We start from the raw sequence: 20,624 nt of genomic DNA, 5'->3' as shown, positions 1-20,624 counted from the left end.
CCAGCAGTTAAACGCATGAATAAACGCGAATTAAAAAAACTGCTGCAAAAAACAGCCCCAAAAAAGAAGGGGCCCCGAAAGGCCCCTTGCTTGTACTGCAACTGCAAAACGCTTAAGCGTCTGGTGCAGCCTTGGCAGCCGGCTCACTGTTTTCGTAGATATACAGTGGCTTGGATTTGCCTTCGATAACGCTTTCGTCGATCACCACTTTACTCACCTCGGACTGCGAGGGGATTTCGTACATGGTGTCGAGCAAAACGCCTTCGAGAATCGAGCGCAAACCACGTGCACCAGTCTTGCGCTCCAGTGCCCGCTTGGCCACTGATTTGAGTGCGTCGGTACGGAACTCGAGGTCTACACCTTCCATCTCGAACAGCTTGGCGTATTGCTTGGTCAGGGCGTTTTTCGGCTCGGTGAGAATCTGAATCAAAGCAGCCTCATCCAGCTCGTCCAACGTGGCCAGGACCGGCAGACGGCCAACGAATTCCGGGATCAGACCGAACTTGACCAGATCGTCAGGCTCGACTTCACGCAGGGACTCGCCCACCTTCTTGCCTTCTTCCTTGCTGCGCACTTCCGCACCGAAACCGATGCCGCCACGCGTGGAACGTTGCTGAATAACCTTTTCCAGACCGGAAAACGCACCGCCACAGATGAACAGGATGTTGCGCGTATCAACCTGAAGGAATTCCTGCTGCGGGTGCTTGCGACCACCTTGAGGCGGAACGGAAGCAACCGTGCCTTCGATCAGTTTCAACAGGGCCTGCTGCACGCCTTCACCGGAAACATCGCGGGTGATCGACGGGTTGTCGGACTTGCGCGAAATCTTGTCGATTTCGTCGATGTAGACAATACCCATCTGGGCCTTCTCTACGTCGTAGTCGCACTTCTGCAGCAGTTTCTGAATGATGTTCTCGACGTCCTCACCCACGTAGCCAGCCTCGGTGAGGGTGGTGGCGTCGGCGATGGTGAACGGAACGTTCAACAGGCGAGCGAGGGTTTCTGCAAGCAAGGTTTTACCCGAGCCTGTAGGGCCGATCAGCAAGATGTTGCTCTTGCCGAGTTCGACTTCGTCACCTTTCTTGTCACGCTGGTTCAAGCGCTTGTAGTGGTTGTACACCGCTACGGCCAGAACCTTCTTTGCACGCTCTTGACCAATCACATACTGATCAAGGATGCCGCTGATTTCTTTAGGCGAAGGCAATTTATGCGCGCTGCTTTCGGCCTGAGCTTCCTGCACCTCCTCGCGGATGATGTCATTGCACAGGTCGACGCACTCGTCGCAGATAAACACCGAGGGGCCGGCAATCAATTTGCGTACTTCATGCTGGCTTTTGCCGCAGAAGGAGCAATAGAGCAGCTTGCCGTTGTCCTCGCCGTTGCGGGTGTCAGTCATTCGTTCGATCCAAATCCGATAGGCTTGCAACACAAGATGAAGGCTTATGCGGGCTTTTTCAAGCCCGCCGGTGGTCGGACATGCCGACCAGCCCTATTTTGAGGTGCTTATATTAAGCGGGGCGCTTTTCGATCACTGCGTCGATCAACCCATAGGCGCGTGCAGCTTCCGCGCTCATGAAGTTGTCGCGATTGGTGTCACGCTCGATTTCTTCCAGGGTGTGCCCGCTGTGCTTGGCCATCAACGTGTTGAGGCGCTCACGAATAAACAGGATTTCCTTGGCGTGAATTTCGATGTCCGACGCCTGGCCCTGGAAGCCGCCCAGCGGCTGGTGAATCATCACGCGCGAGTTAGGCAGGCAGTAGCGCTTGCCCTCGGCACCCGCGGTGAGCAGGAACGCGCCCATGCTGCAGGCCTGACCGATGCAGGTCGTCGACACGTTTGGCTTGATGAACTGCATGGTGTCGTAGATCGACATACCCGCCGTCACCGAACCGCCCGGGGAGTTGATGTAAAGATGGATGTCCTTGTCCGGGTTTTCCGCTTCAAGGAACAGCAGTTGCGCGCAGATCAAGTTGGCCATGTAGTCCTCTACAGGGCCGACCAGAAAGATCACTCGTTCCTTGAGCAGGCGCGAGTAGATGTCATAGGCGCGTTCGCCACGAGCAGATTGCTCGACAACCATCGGGACCAGGCCGCCTGCGGCCTGGATATCAGAGTTCTGCTGAATATAGGAATTACGGAACATGCTCTGCAGTTACTCCCAAATAGTCATGTCTTGAAAACGCATAAGCCAGCGCGAGGCTGGCTTATGGTTGTATTTCGAACGAGTTGGACAATCAGTCGGCTTGTGCTGCTTCCGCCGGTTTGACTGCTTCTTCGTAAGAGACCGCTTTGTCGGTCACCTTAGCCTTCTGCAGAACAGTATCCACAACTTGTTCTTCCAGCACAACCGAACGTACTTCGTTCAGCTGCTGGTCGTTCTTGTAGTACCAAGCCACGACCTGCTCTGGCTCCTGGTAGGCGGAAGCCATTTCCTGGATCATTTCGCGAACGCGATCTTCGTCAGGCTTGAGGTCGAATTGCTTGACCACTTCAGCCACGACCAGACCCAGCACAACGCGGCGCTTGGCTTGCTCTTCGAACAGCTCGGCCGGCAGTTGGTCAGGCTTGATGTTGCCACCGAACTGCTGAACCGCTTGAACGCGCAGGCGATCCACTTCGTTGGACAGCAGGGCCTTAGGCACTTCGATCGGGTTGGCGGCCAGCAGACCGTCCATGACCTGGTTCTTGACCTTGGACTTGATGGCCTGACGCAGTTCACGCTCCATGTTCTTGCGAACTTCGGTGCGGAAGCCGTCGATACCGGTTTCCTTGATACCGAATTGAGCGAAGAACTCTTCGTTCAGCTCTGGCAGCTTAGGCTCGGAAACACTGTTGACGGTCACGGTGAACTCGGCGGCTTTGCCGGCCAGGTCCAGGTTCTGGTAGTCAGCAGGGAACGTCAGGTTCAGAACGCGCTCTTCGCCAGCTTTGGCGCCAACCAGGCCGTCTTCGAAGCCAGGGATCATGCGGTTGGAACCCAGCACCAGCTGAGTGCCCTTGGCGGAGCCGCCAGCGAATACTTCGCCGTCAACCTTGCCAACGAAATCGATGTTCAACTGGTCTTCGTTCTGAGCAGCGCGATCGACCGCTTCGAAACGGGTGTTCTGCTTGCGCAGGATCTCCAGCATGTTGTCCAGGTCGGCATCGGCCACTTCAGCGCTCAGGCGCTCTACGGCGATGTCTTCGAAACCGGCAACGGTGAACTCCGGGAACACTTCGAATACGGCAACGTATTCCAGGTCTTTGCCGGCTTCCAGGGATTTAGGTTCGATCGAAGGCGAGCCAGCCGGGTTCAGCTTGTGCTCGACAACAGCTTCGTAGAACGAAGCCTGGATCACGTCACCTACAGCTTCCTGACGCGCATCGGCGCCAAAACGACGCTTGATTTCGCTCATTGGCACTTTGCCTGGACGGAAACCAGCGATCTTGGCCTTTTGGGCAGTCTGCTGCAGACGCTTGTTGACCGCAGTCTCAATACGCTCTGCCGGCACGGTGATGCTCAGGCGGCGCTCGATAGCAGTAGTATTTTCAACAGAAACTTGCATGGATATTCCTCGTTGCACAGACGTTAGCCGGCCGTTTCCGACCCCAGAATCAAGGGCATGCATTCTAGTGGGTCAAACTCAAGAAGTCACCCTACTGAAAACGGGTAGAAAAACAGCAGGCCATTTATAGGTTCAAGTGCACGCATGCACTTTATCCCGTTAGCAAATACAGCTCATCACGCCAGGGCTCTGCATCAGCCTTCTATATATAGAAGAGCGTAGATGCGCACCCTTGGCGACCGACCTTGCGTGCAAGGCCGAAGGGCGCGGCAGCAGCATCGAGACACACAAATACGACGAAACGCCCCACCCCGGAAACTCAAGACACTTAAACAAAAACGGCACAGCCCTTTTCAGGTACTGCGCCGTTATTCGCTATTAAATAGCTGCACTGACCCTGATATAGCCGGGAATCAGTTCTACACGCTCAAAACCGGCAACGATTCTAACGCCAAGGCATTGAGAATGCTTGCTTTTTCTTGGCGTCAAGACACCGCTCGTGGCAGATGGAAATTTTCGGCGCAAAAAAAAAGCGCCAGATCATTGATCTGGCGCTTTTTCTGAATATGGGGTGGACGAAGGGGATCGAACCCTCGACAACGGGAGTCACAATCCCGTGCTCTACCAACTGAGCTACGCCCACCATATTGCATAAACAAAGAACTCAAACATCTTCTTTGTCGAACCTCGCATCCCCTGACGGCGGTGCAAAGCTTTAATTGGTGCGGATGAAGAGACTCGAACTCTTACGCCTCGCGGCGCTGGAACCTAAATCCAGTGTGTCTACCAATTCCACCACATCCGCGCTTGAAGCTCTTAAAGCAAAGGCGCCAGATGATTAATCTGGCGCCTTTTAAAATATGGGGTGGACGAAGGGGATCGAACCCTCGACAACGGGAGTCACAATCCCGTGCTCTACCAACTGAGCTACGCCCACCATATAGCGCTACTTGTGCCAAAGCTGCCTAATGGCGCACCCGGCAGGACTCGAACCTGCGACCATCCGCTTAGAAGGCGGATGCTCTATCCAGCTGAGCTACGGGCGCCTGATTAATCTGTACTCTTGGAGGATTACAAACTAAATGCTTCCAGCCTTGCACGACAACAATTGTGCTCGACCTTCTTAACCAGTGCTAGGCTGTGCCCGACAAGTGCGACGAATAGTATAGACGCCTCGGAAACCCGTCAAATCTTTTTTGAAAAAAATTCATTTTATTTAAGGGGTTAGGGCAATTTGCAGACCAAGCGCCTTTGCCCTCACGTCTTGGCATGCGAGAATGCGCGCACTTTTCTTCCCCCTCTCGATGGTTAATCACGCGTAATGACTGCACAACTTATCGACGGCAAATCAATCGCCGCCAGCCTGCGCCAGCAGATCGCCAAACGAGTCACCGAGCGTAGCCAGCAAGGCCTGCGCACGCCTGGCCTCGCGGTGATCCTGGTCGGCAGCGATCCTGCCTCTCAGGTTTATGTCTCGCACAAGCGTAAAGACTGTGAAGAGGTCGGCTTTATTTCCAAGGCCTACGACCTGCCGGAAGACACCACCCAGCAGGCCCTGACCGACCTGATCGACAGCCTCAATGACGACCCGGGTATCGACGGCATCCTGCTGCAGCTGCCACTGCCCGAGCACCTGGATGCTTCCAAACTGCTGGAGCGCATCCGTCCCGACAAAGACGTCGACGGTTTCCACCCGTATAACGTCGGCCGCCTGGCCCAGCGTATCCCGCTGCTGCGCCCGTGCACCCCGAAAGGCATCATGACCCTGCTGGAAAGCACCGGTGTAGATCTGTACGGCCTCGATGCCGTCGTCGTCGGCGCGTCCAACATTGTCGGTCGCCCGATGGCCATGGAGTTGCTGCTGGCTGGCTGCACCGTGACCGTCACTCACCGTTTCACCAAAGACCTCGCTGGCCATGTCGGCCGCGCCGACCTGGTAGTCGTGGCTGCCGGCAAACCCGGCCTGGTCAAAGGTGAGTGGATCAAAGAAGGCGCCATCGTCATCGACGTGGGCATCAACCGCCAGGAAGACGGCAAGCTCGTCGGCGATGTGGTGTACGAAACCGCCCTGCCCCGCGCCGGCTGGATTACACCAGTGCCAGGCGGCGTTGGCCCGATGACTCGAGCATGCCTGCTGGAAAACACCTTGTACGCGGCAGAAACACTGCACGACTGATAAGTGACTGCCATGAAAAGCCCCGCCTGACAGCGGGGCTTTTTTATTGGGCGCAATTAACCGAGGACCTGCCGGTGGCTGCGCTACCCGCCTGGCCTGCCTCGTTTACAACACTGAAAGTGGGCTATTTGCCTGTAAGCACCCTGCCCTGACTATGTGGGCAACTTCACCCGGCGCACGCGGGTAAAACCGTCGGCCTAAGCCGCCTTAAAAAAAACCTGGCGCGGTGACCAGGTTTTTTAAAAAATCGGTACAACCCTGACCAATCATCGGCTTACAGCCTTTCTTTAAAGGCTCTCTATCGCTTTCTGATCCATACTCCTAAAATGTAACGGCATTTGTCATATAACCCGTTCCTGAACGGTATTTCCTTACTTTTTAGCGAGTTCACCCGCGTGAAAATTCGTCTCTCTATTGTCAGCCTATTTTTTGCATTTACAGGCACCTTCGCGCACGCAGCCGAAACCACCTTGGCCCCGCGCGACACCTCCAAACTGCAGATCGCTTCCGGCAGCGCCATGCTGGTTGACCTGCAGACCAACAAAGTCATCTATTCCAGCAACCCCGATGTCGTCGTGCCCATCGCCTCCGTCAGCAAACTGATGACCGGCCTGATCGTGCTTGAAGCCAAGCAGAACATGGACGAATACATCGACATCAACATCAAAGACACGCCAGAAATGAAAGGCGTGTTCTCGCGCGTGAAAATCGGCAGCGAAATGCCGCGCAAGGAAATGCTGCTGATTGCCCTGATGTCGTCGGAAAACCGCGCTGCCGCCAGCCTGGCCCACCACTACCCAGGCGGCTACCCAGCCTTTATTGCTGCAATGAACGCCAAGGCCAAGGCCCTGGGCATGACCAGCACGCACTATGTCGAACCCACCGGGCTGTCGATTCACAACGTCTCCACCGCGCGCGACTTGAGCAAGCTGCTGGCCTATGCGCGCAAGTTTCCGATGCTGAGTCAGTTGAGCACCACCAAGGAAAAGACCGTGTCGTTTCGCAAACCCAACTACACCCTGGGTTTCTCCAACACTGACCACCTGATCAACCGCGCCAACTGGGACATCAAATTGACCAAGACCGGTTTCACCAATCAGGCTGGCCACTGCCTGGTGCTGGTCACCAGCATGAGTAACCGCCCAGTGTCGCTGGTGATTCTGGATGCCTTTGGCAAATTCACCCACTTTGCCGATGCCGGCCGCATTCGCAACTGGGTCGAGACTGGCAAGAGCGGTTCGGTGCCGGACGTAGCGCTGCGCTACAAGGCCGACAAGAACCTGAAGAACCGCCCTAACGCCGCAGAAGTGCGTCGCTAAGCACCGCAGTTCCAATGTGGGAGCGGGCTTGCTCGCGAAGGCGGTGGGTCAGTCATGAATGTATCGACTGACACTCGGCTTTCGCGAGCAAGCCCGCTCCCACGTGGGGTTCAGCGTATTTTTACTTCCTTTGCGCCAACACCTTGAGCGCCTGCGCCGCCGCCTGCTCCTGGCCGGCTTGGGCGGTCGCGTTCGCCGCCGCCCGCCAGCGCTGCTCATCCACATTCGCCGGAAGCTGGCTCGGACGCTGAGTCAGGATGGCCCAGTTGCCTGCGCTCTTCCACGCTGACTCAAAGTCGCTGAAGCTCATCACCAAACGCCGGTCCATGCCCGAGCGCAACAGCACCGTGCTCTTCTGTTGGTTGAACCCCACCACCACGACATAGCGTGTGCCGGACCAAAAGCTCGGGTTGATCCGCGCCATCACCGGGTAACCCGCCGCCACCTGCGCCAGCACGGCCGTCAGCTGGTTGTCCAGCGGATACACCATCAGCCCGTATTCACGCGCCAGCACCTGCATGTTGCGCTCCAGGTCCGCCTCGCCGCCTGGCAAGTGCAGGGGCTTATCCAGCAAGCCGGGTGTCATGACAATGCCTTGTTGCGACAGCATGCTGGCTAAAGCCGAGGGGCCACTCAGGTAAGCCTCGCTGCGAAAGGTCGGCACGCCGTTGAGTTCGACACGCTCCGGCAGGCCCGCCAACCTCGACGGGTGCCCGGAACAGGCCGCGAGCCCCAGGGCGCAGGCCAGCAGCAAGGATGTTTTAACGTTCGACCGTAACCGCAATTTTTTACTCTCTTGATCAACTGCCGGTAAGGGCCCTGATCATAGGATGCTCCGCACGGCGGGTATAGCCCGAGGCGTCAGTAAAATGCGCTGGATAGAGCAAACAAGTTGGATGGACTCGACCATTGGTCAATAGCAGGCAACCGTCAGGTAGCTAGACTGTCCATTGAGAAGACTGTGTGTGCCCCCTGCGGGGCGAAAGGAGGCCCGAATGAGCCTTGCAACAACGATTTTCCTGTTGATCTGCGGTTGGCTGGCGGTAGCCAGCGCCATGTTGTGGGGGGTCATGCGCGTGACTCGCCGGCATCATCACCCCCACGTCAAACCCGCTGCACCGGCCAAACACCCCAAGGCCGCGGTGCATCACGCCTAGCCGGGCATGCAATTGAAGTCTTGAGTCGCTGCGACTTCCTTGCCGTGCCCGTCCTTGAGGACGGCACGCACGGTGGTGCCCAGGCTCGATTCAGTCAGGGTGTAGTGCTCACCCGCCTGAAAATGCTTGTACTCGACCCGGCCCTGGCAATCCTGCTGATTGTCATCGCCCGCCTCCTCCTCGAATAAGGTCACATCCAGGCGATGGTCACCCGGTGTCACCTCAAAAAAGCGCCCGTCGTCCACGCGCTTGCCGTCGACACGCTCGGCCATCAGGTCATTCGGCGCCTCTTCTTTCAAACCAATCCAGGCTTCGCTCGGGTCAGCCTTGGGAATCGGGCCGGCGCAGGCCGACAACAACAAAACAGCACCAAGGGCTGGGATCAACAACAATGGTTTAAGTGACATGGCAGGGCTCCAAAGGACATCAGAAAAAAACGTTGGACGGCGTCAAAATGTGTCGCGTCCGATGGGAGACAAGCTTGGAGAGCTGCCCTTTGTAGAACAAATGAATACATATGAAACGATCTTCAGCCGTTAACTAAATGTTCCTTCACCTGGCTGAAAGGTGCGTGTTAGGTGGGTCGGGCAAGACTGCCGGGGTTTGCAATTCTGCTCCCTCGGAGGTTCACGCATGCTCGGGCTGGTAAAGACCGCACTGCAAAAGCCGTACACGTTTATCGTGTTGGCCATATTCATCTGTATCGTCGGGCCGATGGCGGCCCTGAAAACCCCTACGGATGTTTTCCCCGATATCGGCATCCCCGTCGTCGCGGTGGTCTGGCAGTACAACGGCCTGTCGCCGGACGCCATGGCCGGCCGGGTGATCTACACCTACGAACGCTCCCTGAGCACCACCGTCAACGACATCGAACACATAGAATCGCAATCGCTGCCCGGCATGGGCATCGTCAAGATCTTCTTCCAGCCTGGGGTCGACATCCGCACCGCCAACGCGCAAGTGACCGCGGTGTCACAAACCGTGCTCAAGCAGATGCCACCGGGCATCACGCCACCGCTGATCCTCAACTACAGCGCCTCCACGGTGCCGATCCTGCAAATGGCGTTCTCCAGCCCCAGCCTTTCGGAAGCCAAGATCCGTGACCTGGTGCAGAACAACATTCGCCTGCCGCTGAGCGCCCTGCCCGGCCTGGCCATGCCCACGCCAATGGGCGGCAAGCAGCGCCAGATCACCCTCGACCTCGACCCGCAAGCCCTGGCGGCCAAAGGCCTGTCGGCGCAGGACGTGGGCAACGCCCTGGCGCTGCAGAACCAGATCATCCCGGTGGGCACCGCCAAACTCGGGCCCAACGAATACACGATCCTGCTCAACAACAGCCCCAAGGCGATTGATGAACTCAACGATCTGCCGATCAAGACGGTCGATGGCGCGCTGATCACCATCGGCCAAGTGGCCCACGTGCGTGACGGCTCGCCGCCGCAGACCAACATCGTACGCGTCGACGGCCACCGCGCGGTGCTGATGCCGGCGTTGAAAAACGGCAGCATCTCGACCTTGTCGATCATCGACGGCATCCGCCAGATGTTGCCGCGCATCAACGAAACCCTGCCGCCGTCGCTGAAGACCTCGCTGCTGGGCGACGCCTCGGTGTTCGTCAAGCAATCGGTGGGCAGCGTGGCCCAGGAAGGCATTATCGCCGCACTGCTGACCAGCGCGATGATCCTGCTGTTCCTCGGCAGCTGGCGTTCGACGCTGATCATCGCCGCGTCGATTCCCTTGGCCGTGCTGTCGGCGATCGCACTGCTGGCGGTCACCGGGCAAACCCTCAACGTCATGACCCTGGGCGGACTGGCGTTGGCGGTGGGGATTCTGGTGGACGACGCCACGGTCACCATCGAAAACATCAACTGGCACCTGGAACAAGGCAAGGCGGTGAAGACCGCGATCCTCGACGGCGCCGCACAAATCGTCGGCCCGGCGTTCGTCTCGCTGCTGTGTATCTGCATCGTGTTCGTGCCGATGTTCCTGCTGCAAGGCATCGCCGGCTACCTGTTCCGGCCAATGGCGCTGGCGGTGATTTTCGCCATGGCCAGCTCGTTCATCCTTTCGCGCACCCTGGTGCCGACCCTGGCGATGTTCCTGCTCAAGCCGCACACACCGGAACAAGGCGCCGGGCATCACCCCGAAGATGCATTCATCAACCACCACGAAGGCGATCAGCACAAAAAACCGCGCAACGCCGTGCTGCAATCGGTGCTCAATTTTCAGCAAGGCTTCGAGCGCCACTTCTCGAATATCCGCGACACTTACCACGGCTTGCTGATTCTCGCGCTGGGCAACCGCAAGCGCTTTATCGTCGGCTTCCTGGCCTGCGTGCTTGCCTCGTTTCTGCTGCTGCCCAGCCTGGGCCAGGACTTCTTCCCGGCCACCGACGCCGGCGCCCTCGCCCTTCACGTGCGTTTGCCGCTGGGCACGCGGATTGAAGAAAGCGCGGCGGCGTTCGACCGGATTGAAGCGCGGATTCGCGAAGTGATACCCGCCGAAGAACTCGACACCATCGTCGACAACATCGGCATTCCGCTCAGCGGCATCGACATGGCCTACAGCAGCAGCGGCACCATCGGCCCGCAGGATGGCGACATCCAGGTCACGCTGAAAAAAGACCACGCGCCCACCGCCGACTACGTGAAAAAACTGCGTGAAGCCTTGCCGGAAAGCTTCCCCGGCAGCCACTTCGCGTTCCTGCCGGCGGACATCAGCAGCCAAATCCTCAACTTCGGCGCACCGGCCCCGCTGGACGTGAAAATCTCCGGGCGCAGCGATGAAGAAAACCGCACCTACGCGGTCGAACTCGAACGTCGCCTTTCGCACATTCCGGGCATCGCCGACCTGCGCATCCAGCAGTCCACCGGCTATCCGTCGCTGCAAGTCAATGTTGATCGCATGCGCGCCAATGGCCTGGGCATCACCGAGCGTGACGTGACCAACAGCATGGTCGCCTCCCTCGCCGGCAGCTCGCAAACCGCGCCGACCTTCTGGCTCAACCCGGCCAACGGCGTGTCATACTCTATCGTGGCGGCAACGCCGCAATACCGCCTCGACAGCCTGCCGTCCCTGGAAGCCTTGCCGGTCACCGGGGCCGATGGCCAGTCACAAATTCTCGGCGGCGTAGCCACCATCGAACGCGTGCAAAGCCCGGCAGTGGTGACCCACTACAACATCGAACCCACCCTGGACCTGTATGCCAACGTGCAAGGCCGCGACCTCGGCGGCGTGGCGCGCGATGTGCAAAAAGTGCTGGATGACACTGCCTCCATGCGCCCCAAAGGCGCGGTGATCAGCCTGCATGGGCAGATCGATGCGCTGCACGAAGCCTTCAGTGGTTTGAGCTTCGGCCTGCTTGGCGCCGTGGTGCTGATCTACTTGCTGATCGTGGTCAACTTCCAGTCGTGGGCCGACCCGTTCGTGATCATCACCGCCTTGCCGGCCGCGCTGGCGGGCATCGTGTGGATGCTGTTCCTCAGCGGCACTTCGCTGTCGGTGCCGGCGTTGACCGGGGCCATCTTGTGCATGGGCGTGGCCACCGCCAACTCGATCCTGGTGGTGAGCTTCTGCCGTGAACGCCTGGCCGAACATGGCGATGCGTTGAAGGCCGCGATGGAGGCCGGTTACACGCGCTTCCGGCCGGTGTGCATGACGGCTCTGGCGATGATCATCGGCATGTTGCCGCTGGCGTTGTCCGAAGATCAGAACTCGCCCCTTGGCCGGGCGGTGATCGGCGGCTTGATCTTCGCCACCGTCGCCACCCTGTTGTTTGTACCCGTGGTCTTCAGCCTGGTCCACGGTCGTCACCCTACTCGCGCTGCTGCTGGAGAAACTTCACATGTCGTCTGATCACAAACCCTCGCGCAAGCGTCTGATGCTCATGGGTGTCGGCGGCCTGACACTGGCCGCCCTGTTGGTCGCCAACGGCCTGCACGCCCGCACGATACACGAACAATCGGTGAGTGCCTGGACCGAAACCGCCGCCATCCCGGAAGTGATGGTGTTCCAGCCCAAACAAAACGTGGCCGGCGACACCTTGCGCCTGCCCGCGCACCTTGAGGCCTGGAGCAAGGCGCCGATCCATGCACGCGTCAGCGGCTACTTGAAGGACTGGAAAGCCGACATCGGCACCCAGGTCAAAGCCGGGCAAGTGCTCGCCGAAATCGACAGCCCCGACCTCGACCAGCAAATGGCGCAGACCCACGCGCGGCTGGTGCAGGAGCAAGCCAACGCACGCCTGGCCGAAACCACCGCCACGCGCTGGCAGAACCTGTTGGCCAGCCATTCGGTGTCGCGTCAGGAGGCCGATGAAAAAACCTCCAACGCTGCCGCCGCCAAAGCCAACGCCGAGGCGGCCGCCGCCGACTACGCACGCCTGTCGGCACTGGAAAGCTACAAGACCATCCGCGCGCCGTTCGCCGGCACCATCACCGCGCGCAACACCGATATTGGCCAGTTGATCAAGGCTGATACCGACAGCGACCCGGAGCTGTTCAACATTGCCGATACCCATCAACTCAGACTTTACGTGCCCGTGCCGCAGAACTATGCAGCCGTGATTCATCCAGGGTTAGAAGCCGAGCTGACGGTGCCCGAGCACCCCGGCGAGCACTTCAAGGCGCGCCTGATCGGCGACTCCACGGCCATCGACCGCCGCTCCGGCACCCTGCTTGCGCAGTTCGTCGCCGACAACCCCAACGGCGAATTGCTGCCCGGTGATTACGCCGAAGCCACGCTGCCCATTCCGGCGGACACCCACGGCGTGAGCATCCCGGCCAGCGCACTGATCTTCCGCGCCCAAGGTACCCAGGTTGCGGTGCTGGACGCGCAAAATCACGTGCACCTGCAAGGCATCCACATCGGCCTCGACCTCGGCGAACGGCTGGTGATCGACCAAGGTTTGAAACCCGCCGACCGCGTGGTCGACAACCCGCCCGATGCCCTGCGCGAAGGCGACCCCGTGCAACTGGCCGACGCCGGAGGTGCGCATGCGCCCAAGGCTTAAACCCCTGGCGGCGTTGATGCTGCTGCTGTTGCAGGGCTGCTCGATGGCGCCCACCTACCAGGTGCCGTCGGTGGACCTGCCGGCCGGCTATCGCGAACAGACCAGCGATGGCCCGTGGCACAGCGCGCAGCCGTCCGACCAACTGGCGCCCGAGTGGTGGAAGCTCTACAACGACCCGCGCCTGACCGACCTGCAACAGCAACTGCTCAAGGCCAACCCGGATCTGGCGGCGGCATTGGCGCATTTCGATGCGTCCCAGGCGTATGCCAGCCAGTTGCACGCCGGGTTGTTCCCGCAAATTACCGCCAGTGCGCAGCCGCTGCGTCAGCGGCAATCGGACACACGACCACTGCGCGGGGATACGCAGCCGTCGGTGTACAACAGCAATACGGCGGGTTTCTCGCTGAGCTACGACCTGGACCTGTGGGGCAAGATTCGCAACCAGGTCGCGGCCGGCGATGCCCAGGCGCAAGCATCCGGCGATGATTTGGCGGTGGCGCGCCTGAGCCTGCAGCACCAGTTGGCGACGCTGTATGTGCAGCTCAACGGGCTGGATGCGCAGAGCCGGATTCTGAACAGCTCACTGGACGATTTCAGCCAGGCGTTGCAACTCACGCGCAGCCGTTACGAAGGCCAGATTGCCTCGGAGCTGGACCTCACCCGTGCGCAAAACCAACTGGCCGAAGCCAAGGCGCAACTGGACGAAGTGCGCGGGCAACGCAACCTGACCGAACACGCGATTGGCGAATTGGTGGGCGTGGCGGCCAGTAACTTCAGCTTGCCACCCAGCCAGCAATTGATTGCGCTGCCAGGGATTCCATCGCAGTTGCCCAGCCACCTGTTGCAACGGCGCCCGGACATCGCGGCGGCGGAACGCCGAGTGTTTGCTGCCAATGCCAACATCGGCGTGGCGAAGGCCGCGTGGTACCCGGACTTCAGCTTGACCGGGTTGATTGGCGGGCAAACTCAGGGGGTTGGCAACCTGCTGTCCGCCGATAACCGCTACTGGGCGCTGGGGCCGTTGGTGAACTTGCCGATCTTTGATGGCGGACGCTTGAGTGCCAATGAACGTCAGGCCAAAGCCGAGTTTGAAGAGGCGTCGGCGCAATACCGCAGCCATGTGCTCAAAGCCGTGCGCGAGGTGGAAGACAACCTGGCGCAGCTAAGGGATTTGCAGCAGGAAGCGCAGGACGAACAAGCGGCGGCGGATGCGGCAGAGCATACGCAGTCACTGGCGATGAACAGCTATCAGGCGGGAGCCGTGAGTTACCTGGATGTGGTGACGGCGCAGACAGCGGCGTTGCAGGCGCAAAGGACCTTGCAGGCGGTGCAGACGCGGCAGTTGCAGGCGAGTGTGGGGTTGGTGACGGCGCTCGGCGGTGGATGGCAACCGGGCGCCTCAGATCGCTCGTAGGTTCAGCTCGGTTCCAATGTGAGAGGGGGCTTGCCCTCGATGGTGGTGTGCCATAAGGCTTATTTGTATCTGATACACCGCTATCGGGGGCAAGCCCCCTCCCACAGGGGTTCTGCGTCAGATACACAATGTATTAACACCTCAGATCCAATGTGGGTGGGGGCTTGCCCTCTCACAGGGGTTCTGCGCCAGACACACAATGTATGAACACCTCAGATCCAATGTGGGAGGGGGCTTGCCCCCGATGGCGGCCCTCCAGACACATCCTGCCAAAAGCCTGTCGATCACTCCTGGATTACCCGATCTAGCCTCTCAACACCCACCCAGAGAGAGGCCAAGGAATGCCTGACTTACCCGCTTCACACCGCCTGCGTATTGGACGCTTCAGCGAACCCAACCGCATCTACCTCATCACCACCAACACTCACGAACGTCTTCCCATCTTTAGCAACTTCCACCTGGGTCGCCTGGTGGTCTGGCAATTTCGGCTGGCCCAATACCAAGGGCTCGCCAACTCCCTGGCGTGGGTGATCATGCCGGACCATTTCCACTGGATTATCGAACTGCAAAAAGGCTCGCTGGCAGACTTGATGCGGCATGTGAAATCCAAGAGCACGCGGTCGGTCAATGGCGCAAGTGGGCGCAAGGGAAGGCTCTGGCAGGAAAGTTTCCATGACCGCGCGCTGCGCAAGGAGGATGACTTGGTGCAAATGGCCAGGTATGTGGTGGCCAATCCACTGCGGGCCGGGTTGGTGCAACGGATTGGCGACTACCCGTTATGGGACGCAATTTGGGTCTAGCATCCAGCAAACCCGTTCAAATGTGGGAGGGGGCTTGCCCCCGATCGCGGTGTATCAGAGCCAGCTCAGCTAAATGACCCACTGCCATCGGGGGCAAGCCCCTCCCACATTTTTCAACCGCCTGTCAGGCAGCGAGTTTGCCGCTGGCGATCGCTGCCGAAGCGGCCACCATCGCCCTCAACAACACCGCACACCCCGCCGCCAAGTCATCCGGTGCGGCGTTCTCGATTTCGTTATGGCTGATGCCGCCTTCGCACGGCACAAAGATCATCCCGGCCGGGCCGAGTTCGGCGACGAAGATCGCGTCGTGCCCTGCCCCGCTGACGATGTCCATGTTCGACAACCCCAGCCCATTCGCCGCATCCCGCACAGCGTCCACGCAGCCTTTATCGAAATACAACGGCGGGAAATCGGCGGTGGGTTCCAGCTCAAACGTCAGCCCATGCTTGGCACAGGTTTCGTCGATCACCTTGCGCACCTGGGCAATCATCGAATCCAGGCGTGCCGGCTCCAGGTGACGGAAGTCCAGGGTCATGCGCACTTCACCGGGGATGACGTTGCGCGATCCAGGATAAGCCTGCAGGCACCCGACAGTGCCACACGCATGCGGCTGATGCCCCAGCGCCGCCGCATTCACCGCCGCCACCACGGCTGCCGCGCCCACCAACGCATCTTTGCGCAAGTGCATCGGCGTCGGCCCCGCATGCGCCTCCACACCGCGCAGTTTCAGGTCGAACCACTTTTGCCCCAGAGCCCCCAACACCACGCCGATGGTTTTCTTTTCATCCTCAAGAATCGGCCCTTGTTCAATATGCGCCTCGAAGTAAGCCCCGACCTTATGCCCACTGACCGGCCGCGTGCCCGCATAGCCAATTGCATTGAGCGCATCCCCCACACTCACGCCCTCCACATCCACCTTGGCCAAGGTCTCGGCCAGGGTAAATTTCTCGGCAAACACGCCCGAACCCATCATGCACGGTGGAAAGCGCGAGCCTTCTTCGTTGGTCCACACCACCACTTCCAGCGGTGCTTCGGTTTCGATCTTGAGGTCATTGAGGGTGCGCAACACTTCCACGCCCGCCAACACGCCGAAGCAACCGTCGAACTTGCCACCCGTGGGCTGGGTGTCGATATGGCTGCCCGTCATCACTGGCGGCAAGTCGGGATTGCGACCCGGGCGACGGGCGAAGATGTTGCCGATTCCGTCGATGGTCACGGTGCAACCAGCTTCCTCGCACCACTGAACAAACAGGTCACGGGCTTTGCGATCGAGGTCGGTGAGGGCCAGTCGGCACACGCCGCCCTTGGGTGTGGCGCCGAACTTGGCCAGGTCCATCAGCGACTGCCACAAGCGGTCGCGGTTGATGTGCTGATGGGTGGATTGCAGAACGTCGATGGCAGCGTTCATGGGGGTCTCCTCAGGCTACATTTCTTATGAATTGACGCGATTCCAACGGTTGGAAATGGGGTCTGAAAATGTGGGAGCGGGCTTGCTCGCGAAGGGGCCGTGTCAGTCGCTGCAAATGTCGGCTGGAAGACCGCATTCGCGGGCAAGCCCGCTCCCACATATGGATTGCATTTCAACCTTTTACAGGGGTGTTTTTACTGCGAGCGGCAAGGCTCTGCGCTTGGCATTCAGCCCGTAATACAACACGCCGCCCAACGCCGATCCGGTAAACCAGCCATAGCTGTAGAACCAGCTGAACGCATCACTGCCCAGCGACAGCAGGGTCAGCACCACCGGCACGCCGAAGGCGGTAAAACCGCTCCAGTTCCACGCCGGGTACACGTCGTCACGGTACAAACCGGCCAGGTCGAGCTGCTGTTTGCGGGTGATGAAGTAGTCCACCACCATGATCCCGGCGATCGGCCCCAGCAGGCTTGAATAGCCCAGCAACCAGTTCGAATACACGGTTTCCAGGCTCACGTCCGAGACGATCAGCCCGAGTTTTTTCAGCAGCTCGTGGCCCATCAACGCAAGCCCCACCAGGCCAGTGAGGATCACCGCAGTGGTGCGGTTGATCAGCTTGGGCGCGATGTTCTGGAAGTCGTTGGTCGGTGAGACGATGTTCGCCGCGGTGTTGGTGGACAAGGTGGCGATGATGATCAGCAGCATCGCGATGGCCACCCACACCGGGCTTTGGATGTGCCCGATCAAGGTCACCGGGTCGGAGACGCTGACGCCCACCAGTTTCACTGACGCGGCGGTCATGATCACGCCAAGGGCCGCGAACAGGAACATGGTCAGCGGCAGACCGAAAATCTGACCGAGAATCTGGTCCTTCTGACTTTTGGCGTAGCGGCTGAAGTCGGGAATATTCAGCGACAACGTCGCCCAGAAACCCACCATCGCCGTAAGCCCCGCCATGAAGTAACCGGTGAGGCTCGCGCCTTCGGGGCGCTTGGGTGGAATCGCCATCAGCTCGCTGAGTGACACATTCGGCATCGCCCACACCAGCAGGCCGATCCCCACCGCCACCAGCAACGGCGCAGACAGGGTTTCGAGGCGTTTGATCGACTCGGCGCCGCGCAGCACCACCCACAGGTTCAGGCACCAGAAAATCATGAAGCCGATGACTTCACCCGTACCGCCAAGGGATTTCCAGCCCTCGAAAATCGAGCCCAGAAAAAGGTGAATCGCCAGCCCGCCGAACATCGTCTGGATACCAAACCAGCCGCACGCCACCAGCGCGCGAATCAGACACGGCACGTTGGAACCCAGGATGCCAAACGACGAACGCAACAAGACGGGAAACGGAATGCCGTACTTGGTGCCGGGAAACGCGTTAAGGGTCAGCGGGATCAGCACCACGATATTGGCCAGCAAAATCGCCATCAGCGCCTCGCCCACCGACAAGCCGAAGTAGGCGGTGAGCACCCCGCCGAGCGTGTAAGTGGGCACGCAGATCGACATGCCGACCCACAGCGCGGTGATGTGCCACTTGTTCCAGGTGCGTTCGTGCACCTTGGTCGGTGCCATGTCGTGGTTGTAGCGGGGGCTGTCGAGGACGTCGGCGCCGGCGTCGAGTTCGTACAGGCCGTTGCGTTCAATGACTTGCGATCTGTTCTGTTGCATGGCCGCTCCACGGTTTTTTCGAATTATTGTTGCTCACCCAACGCTGAGCGCAGGGTGGCCGGAGTACCTCGTAAACAACATGACATCACGGGTCCGGCCAGCCGCCACTGCACTCAATAACCGTGCCGACCTGCCACCTTGAACCCGCACCGCTTATATAACGTGCTGATGTTAATCAGCTTTCCGATTGCGCCCTCGGAACTTGCCGCATCACTCAGGCTAAATAATGCGAAGTTGCCGAACTGTCAGGACTCAATCTGGTGCAACACAATTATTTTTATTTCCTGTCGCCGTCAAGGGGCATGTCTCAAGCGTCTGATTTGCAATAAGAAATGTTGCTCACATTAAGAACCTGTCAAGTGCGTCAAAATGGTGAACGGCCGCCACATTTTGGTGAATTTATATTTTTATCTTTATAAATCAATTAGTTAAACGCGATATAAGCTTATAAAAAATCTTCTTGCTCATTCGAAAAACTCGGGCTAGTTTCTATTCCTGTCACCGATGACAGGATTTAATTGATCATCGGCAAGCAGCATTACAACACTTAGAACTGGCACAAGCCGGTCAAGCCTGTGAGGAACTCGACATGTCGCTGTTGATCCGTGGCGCCACCGTTATTACCCATGATGAAAGTTACCGCGCCGATGTGTTTTGCGCAGGCGGTCTAATTCGCGCTATTGGCACGGATCTGGATATTCCCGCCGGCACTGAAACACTCGATGGCAGTGGCCAATACTTGATGCCCGGCGGCATCGATCCGCATACGCACATGCAATTGCCCTTCATGGGCACCGTGGCCAGTGAAGACTTTTTCAGTGGCACCGCGGCAGGTCTGGCGGGCGGCACCACCTCGATCATCGACTTTGTGATTCCCAACCCGCAGCAATCCTTGATGGAAGCTTTCCACCAGTGGCGCGGCTGGGCGCAAAAGTCTGCCTCCGACTACGGCTTTCACGTGGCGATCACTTGGTGGAGCGAGCAGGTGCGCGAGGAAATGGCCGAGCTGGTCAGCCACCACGGCATCAACAGCTTCAAGCATTTCATGGCCTACAAGAACGCGATCATGGCGGCTGATGACACCCTGGTCGCCAGCTTCGAGCGCTGCCTGGAACTCGGCGCAGTGCCGACGGTGCACGCAGAAAACGGTGAGCTGGTGTATCACCTGCAACGCAAGCTGATGGCCCAGGGCATCACCGGGCCGGAAGCGCACCCGCTGTCGCGCCCGTCCCAGGTCGAAGGCGAGGCCGCCAGCCGGGCGATTCGTATCGCCGAAACCATCGGCACGCCGCTGTACCTGGTGCACGTATCGACCAAGGAGGCGCTGGATGAAATCACCTACGCCCGTGGCAAGGGCCAGGCGGTGTACGGCGAAGTGCTCGCCGGCCACCTGCTGCTCGACGACAGCGTTTACCAACACCCTGACTGGCAAACCGCCGCCGGCTACGTGATGAGCCCGCCCTTCCGCCCGCGCGGGCATCAAGAGGCGCTGTGGCATGGTCTGCAATCGGGCAACCTGCACACCACCGCCACCGACCATTGCTGCTTCTGCGCCGAGCAAAAAGCCGCCGGCCGTGACGATTTCAGCAAAATCCCCAACGGCACTGCCGGTATCGAAGACCGCATGGCGTTGCTGTGGCACGAAGGCGTCAACACTGGGCGTCTGTCGATGCAGGAGTTTGTCGCGCTGACCTCCACCAACACCGCGAAGATCTTCAATCTTTACCCACGCAAAGGTGCGATTCGCGTGGGTGCCGATGCGGATCTGGTGCTGTGGGACCCGGCGGGTACGCGCACGATTTCGGCGAAGACCCACCATCAGAAAGTCGATTTCAACATCTTCGAAGGCAAGACCGTACGCGGCGTGCCGAGCCACACCATCAGCCAGGGCAAGCTGGTCTGGGCCGATGGCGACCTGCGCGCCGAACGCGGTGCCGGGCGGTATGTAGAACGCCCGGCGTATCCGTCGGTGTTTGAGCAGTTGAGCAAGCGGGCGGAGCATTCCAGGCCTGTAGCTGTGAAACGCTGATACCGCCAATCGCGGGCAAGCCCGCTCCCACATTTGATCGGGTTCACACAATTCAACTGTGGGAGCTGGCTTGCCTGCGATGAGGCCAGTCCAAGC

Annotated in this window: 15 protein-coding genes and 4 tRNA genes; 8 read left to right on the top strand and 11 right to left on the bottom strand. The window is 59.3% G+C overall.

The features are described from left to right. Nucleotides 1-112: 112 nt before the first annotated feature. The 7 genes from clpX to L8K08_RS18805 form a co-directional block, all read right to left on the bottom strand. The gene (gene clpX / locus L8K08_RS18835) at nucleotides 113-1,396 is read right to left on the bottom strand and encodes an ATP-dependent Clp protease ATP-binding subunit ClpX (RefSeq protein ID WP_017136464.1); all 1,284 of its coding nucleotides are present in this window, start codon (nucleotides 1,394-1,396) and stop codon (nucleotides 113-115) included. Nucleotides 1,397-1,508: 112 nt separating this feature from the next. Beyond that, a complete protein-coding gene (gene clpP, locus L8K08_RS18830; RefSeq protein WP_083357884.1) occupies nucleotides 1,509-2,144 on the bottom strand; it encodes an ATP-dependent Clp endopeptidase proteolytic subunit ClpP in 636 nt (211 codons plus the stop codon). Nucleotides 2,145-2,235: 91 nt separating this feature from the next. Then, nucleotides 2,236-3,546 carry a trigger factor gene (gene tig, locus L8K08_RS18825; protein WP_106578847.1) on the bottom strand — a complete coding sequence of 437 codons (1,311 nt, stop codon included), beginning with the start codon at nucleotides 3,544-3,546 and terminating at the stop codon, nucleotides 2,236-2,238. 567 nt (nucleotides 3,547-4,113) lie between these two features. Continuing rightward, nucleotides 4,114-4,189 (bottom strand) — tRNA-His (locus tag L8K08_RS18820). A gap of 77 nt (nucleotides 4,190-4,266) precedes the next feature. Next, nucleotides 4,267-4,351, bottom strand: a tRNA-Leu gene (locus tag L8K08_RS18815). A gap of 56 nt (nucleotides 4,352-4,407) precedes the next feature. Then, nucleotides 4,408-4,483 (bottom strand) — tRNA-His (locus tag L8K08_RS18810). 32 nt (nucleotides 4,484-4,515) lie between these two features. Then, nucleotides 4,516-4,592: transfer RNA gene (locus L8K08_RS18805), tRNA-Arg, on the bottom strand. A gap of 275 nt (nucleotides 4,593-4,867) precedes the next feature. On the opposite strand from L8K08_RS18805, the gene folD reads away from it, so the two are divergent. Then, the gene (folD, locus tag L8K08_RS18800; protein ID WP_106578848.1) at nucleotides 4,868-5,722 is read left to right on the top strand and encodes a bifunctional methylenetetrahydrofolate dehydrogenase/methenyltetrahydrofolate cyclohydrolase FolD; all 855 of its coding nucleotides are present in this window, start codon (nucleotides 4,868-4,870) and stop codon (nucleotides 5,720-5,722) included. Nucleotides 5,723-6,117: 395 nt separating this feature from the next. Then, nucleotides 6,118-7,041 (top strand): D-alanyl-D-alanine endopeptidase, encoded by a 924-nt coding sequence (pbpG, locus tag L8K08_RS18795; protein ID WP_145163788.1) that lies wholly within the window; start codon nucleotides 6,118-6,120, stop codon nucleotides 7,039-7,041. A 121-nt stretch (nucleotides 7,042-7,162) separates the two neighbouring features. On the opposite strand, the gene L8K08_RS18790 is transcribed toward pbpG, so the two are convergent. After that, on the bottom strand, nucleotides 7,163-7,825 hold the full coding sequence (locus tag L8K08_RS18790) for a peptidase C39 family protein (RefSeq protein ID WP_145163786.1): 663 nt from the start codon (nucleotides 7,823-7,825) through the stop codon (nucleotides 7,163-7,165). A 211-nt stretch (nucleotides 7,826-8,036) separates the two neighbouring features. On the opposite strand from L8K08_RS18790, the gene L8K08_RS18785 reads away from it, so the two are divergent. Beyond that, nucleotides 8,037-8,198 (top strand): hypothetical protein, encoded by a 162-nt coding sequence (locus L8K08_RS18785; RefSeq protein ID WP_178119724.1) that lies wholly within the window; start codon nucleotides 8,037-8,039, stop codon nucleotides 8,196-8,198. Here L8K08_RS18785 and L8K08_RS18780 read toward each other — a convergent pair. Then, complete coding sequence (locus L8K08_RS18780; protein ID WP_106578850.1) at nucleotides 8,195-8,605, bottom strand: hypothetical protein; 411 nt, start codon at nucleotides 8,603-8,605, stop codon at nucleotides 8,195-8,197. The two genes, L8K08_RS18785 and L8K08_RS18780, sit on opposite strands and share 4 nt — an antisense overlap. A 226-nt stretch (nucleotides 8,606-8,831) precedes the next feature. Between L8K08_RS18780 and L8K08_RS18775 the strand changes: the two genes are divergently transcribed. The 4 genes from L8K08_RS18775 (at nucleotide 8,832) to L8K08_RS18760 (ending at nucleotide 15,423) form a co-directional block, all read left to right on the top strand. Further along, entirely contained in the window at nucleotides 8,832-12,053 is a 3,222-nt protein-coding gene (locus L8K08_RS18775; RefSeq protein ID WP_242199324.1) for an efflux RND transporter permease subunit, read from the top strand. Further along, complete coding sequence (locus tag L8K08_RS18770) at nucleotides 12,043-13,209, top strand: efflux RND transporter periplasmic adaptor subunit (protein ID WP_242199321.1); 1,167 nt, start codon at nucleotides 12,043-12,045, stop codon at nucleotides 13,207-13,209. Before L8K08_RS18775 ends, L8K08_RS18770 begins: the two co-directional genes overlap by 11 nt. Continuing rightward, nucleotides 13,193-14,623 (top strand): efflux transporter outer membrane subunit, encoded by a 1,431-nt coding sequence (locus L8K08_RS18765; protein WP_242199319.1) that lies wholly within the window; start codon nucleotides 13,193-13,195, stop codon nucleotides 14,621-14,623. The genes L8K08_RS18770 and L8K08_RS18765 overlap by 17 nt, the downstream gene beginning before the upstream one ends. 341 nt (nucleotides 14,624-14,964) lie before the next feature. Further along, nucleotides 14,965-15,423, top strand: coding sequence for a transposase (locus tag L8K08_RS18760; protein WP_242199316.1), 459 nt, complete (start codon nucleotides 14,965-14,967; stop codon nucleotides 15,421-15,423). Nucleotides 15,424-15,547: 124 nt separating this feature from the next. On the opposite strand, the gene L8K08_RS18755 is transcribed toward L8K08_RS18760, so the two are convergent. Next, on the bottom strand, nucleotides 15,548-16,831 hold the full coding sequence (locus tag L8K08_RS18755) for a Zn-dependent hydrolase (protein ID WP_242199314.1): 1,284 nt from the start codon (nucleotides 16,829-16,831) through the stop codon (nucleotides 15,548-15,550). A gap of 180 nt (nucleotides 16,832-17,011) precedes the next feature. Further along, nucleotides 17,012-18,499: an NCS1 family nucleobase:cation symporter-1 gene (locus tag L8K08_RS18750; RefSeq protein ID WP_242199312.1), complete on the bottom strand. Its 1,488-nt coding sequence runs from the start codon at nucleotides 18,497-18,499 to the stop codon at nucleotides 17,012-17,014. Nucleotides 18,500-19,088: 589 nt separating this feature from the next. Between L8K08_RS18750 and hydA the strand changes: the two genes are divergently transcribed. Beyond that, complete coding sequence (gene hydA / locus L8K08_RS18745; protein ID WP_242199309.1) at nucleotides 19,089-20,528, top strand: dihydropyrimidinase; 1,440 nt, start codon at nucleotides 19,089-19,091, stop codon at nucleotides 20,526-20,528. Nucleotides 20,529-20,624: the final 96 nt, after the last annotated feature.

The organism is Pseudomonas sp. TREG-RG-20F-10-E-6-01, from assembly GCF_022662455.1.
In the GTDB taxonomy this organism is placed as follows: Bacteria; Pseudomonadota; Gammaproteobacteria; order Pseudomonadales; family Pseudomonadaceae; genus Aquipseudomonas.
Note: the sequence above shows the minus strand (reverse complement) of the source record. Positions and strands in the feature narration are given on the sequence as shown.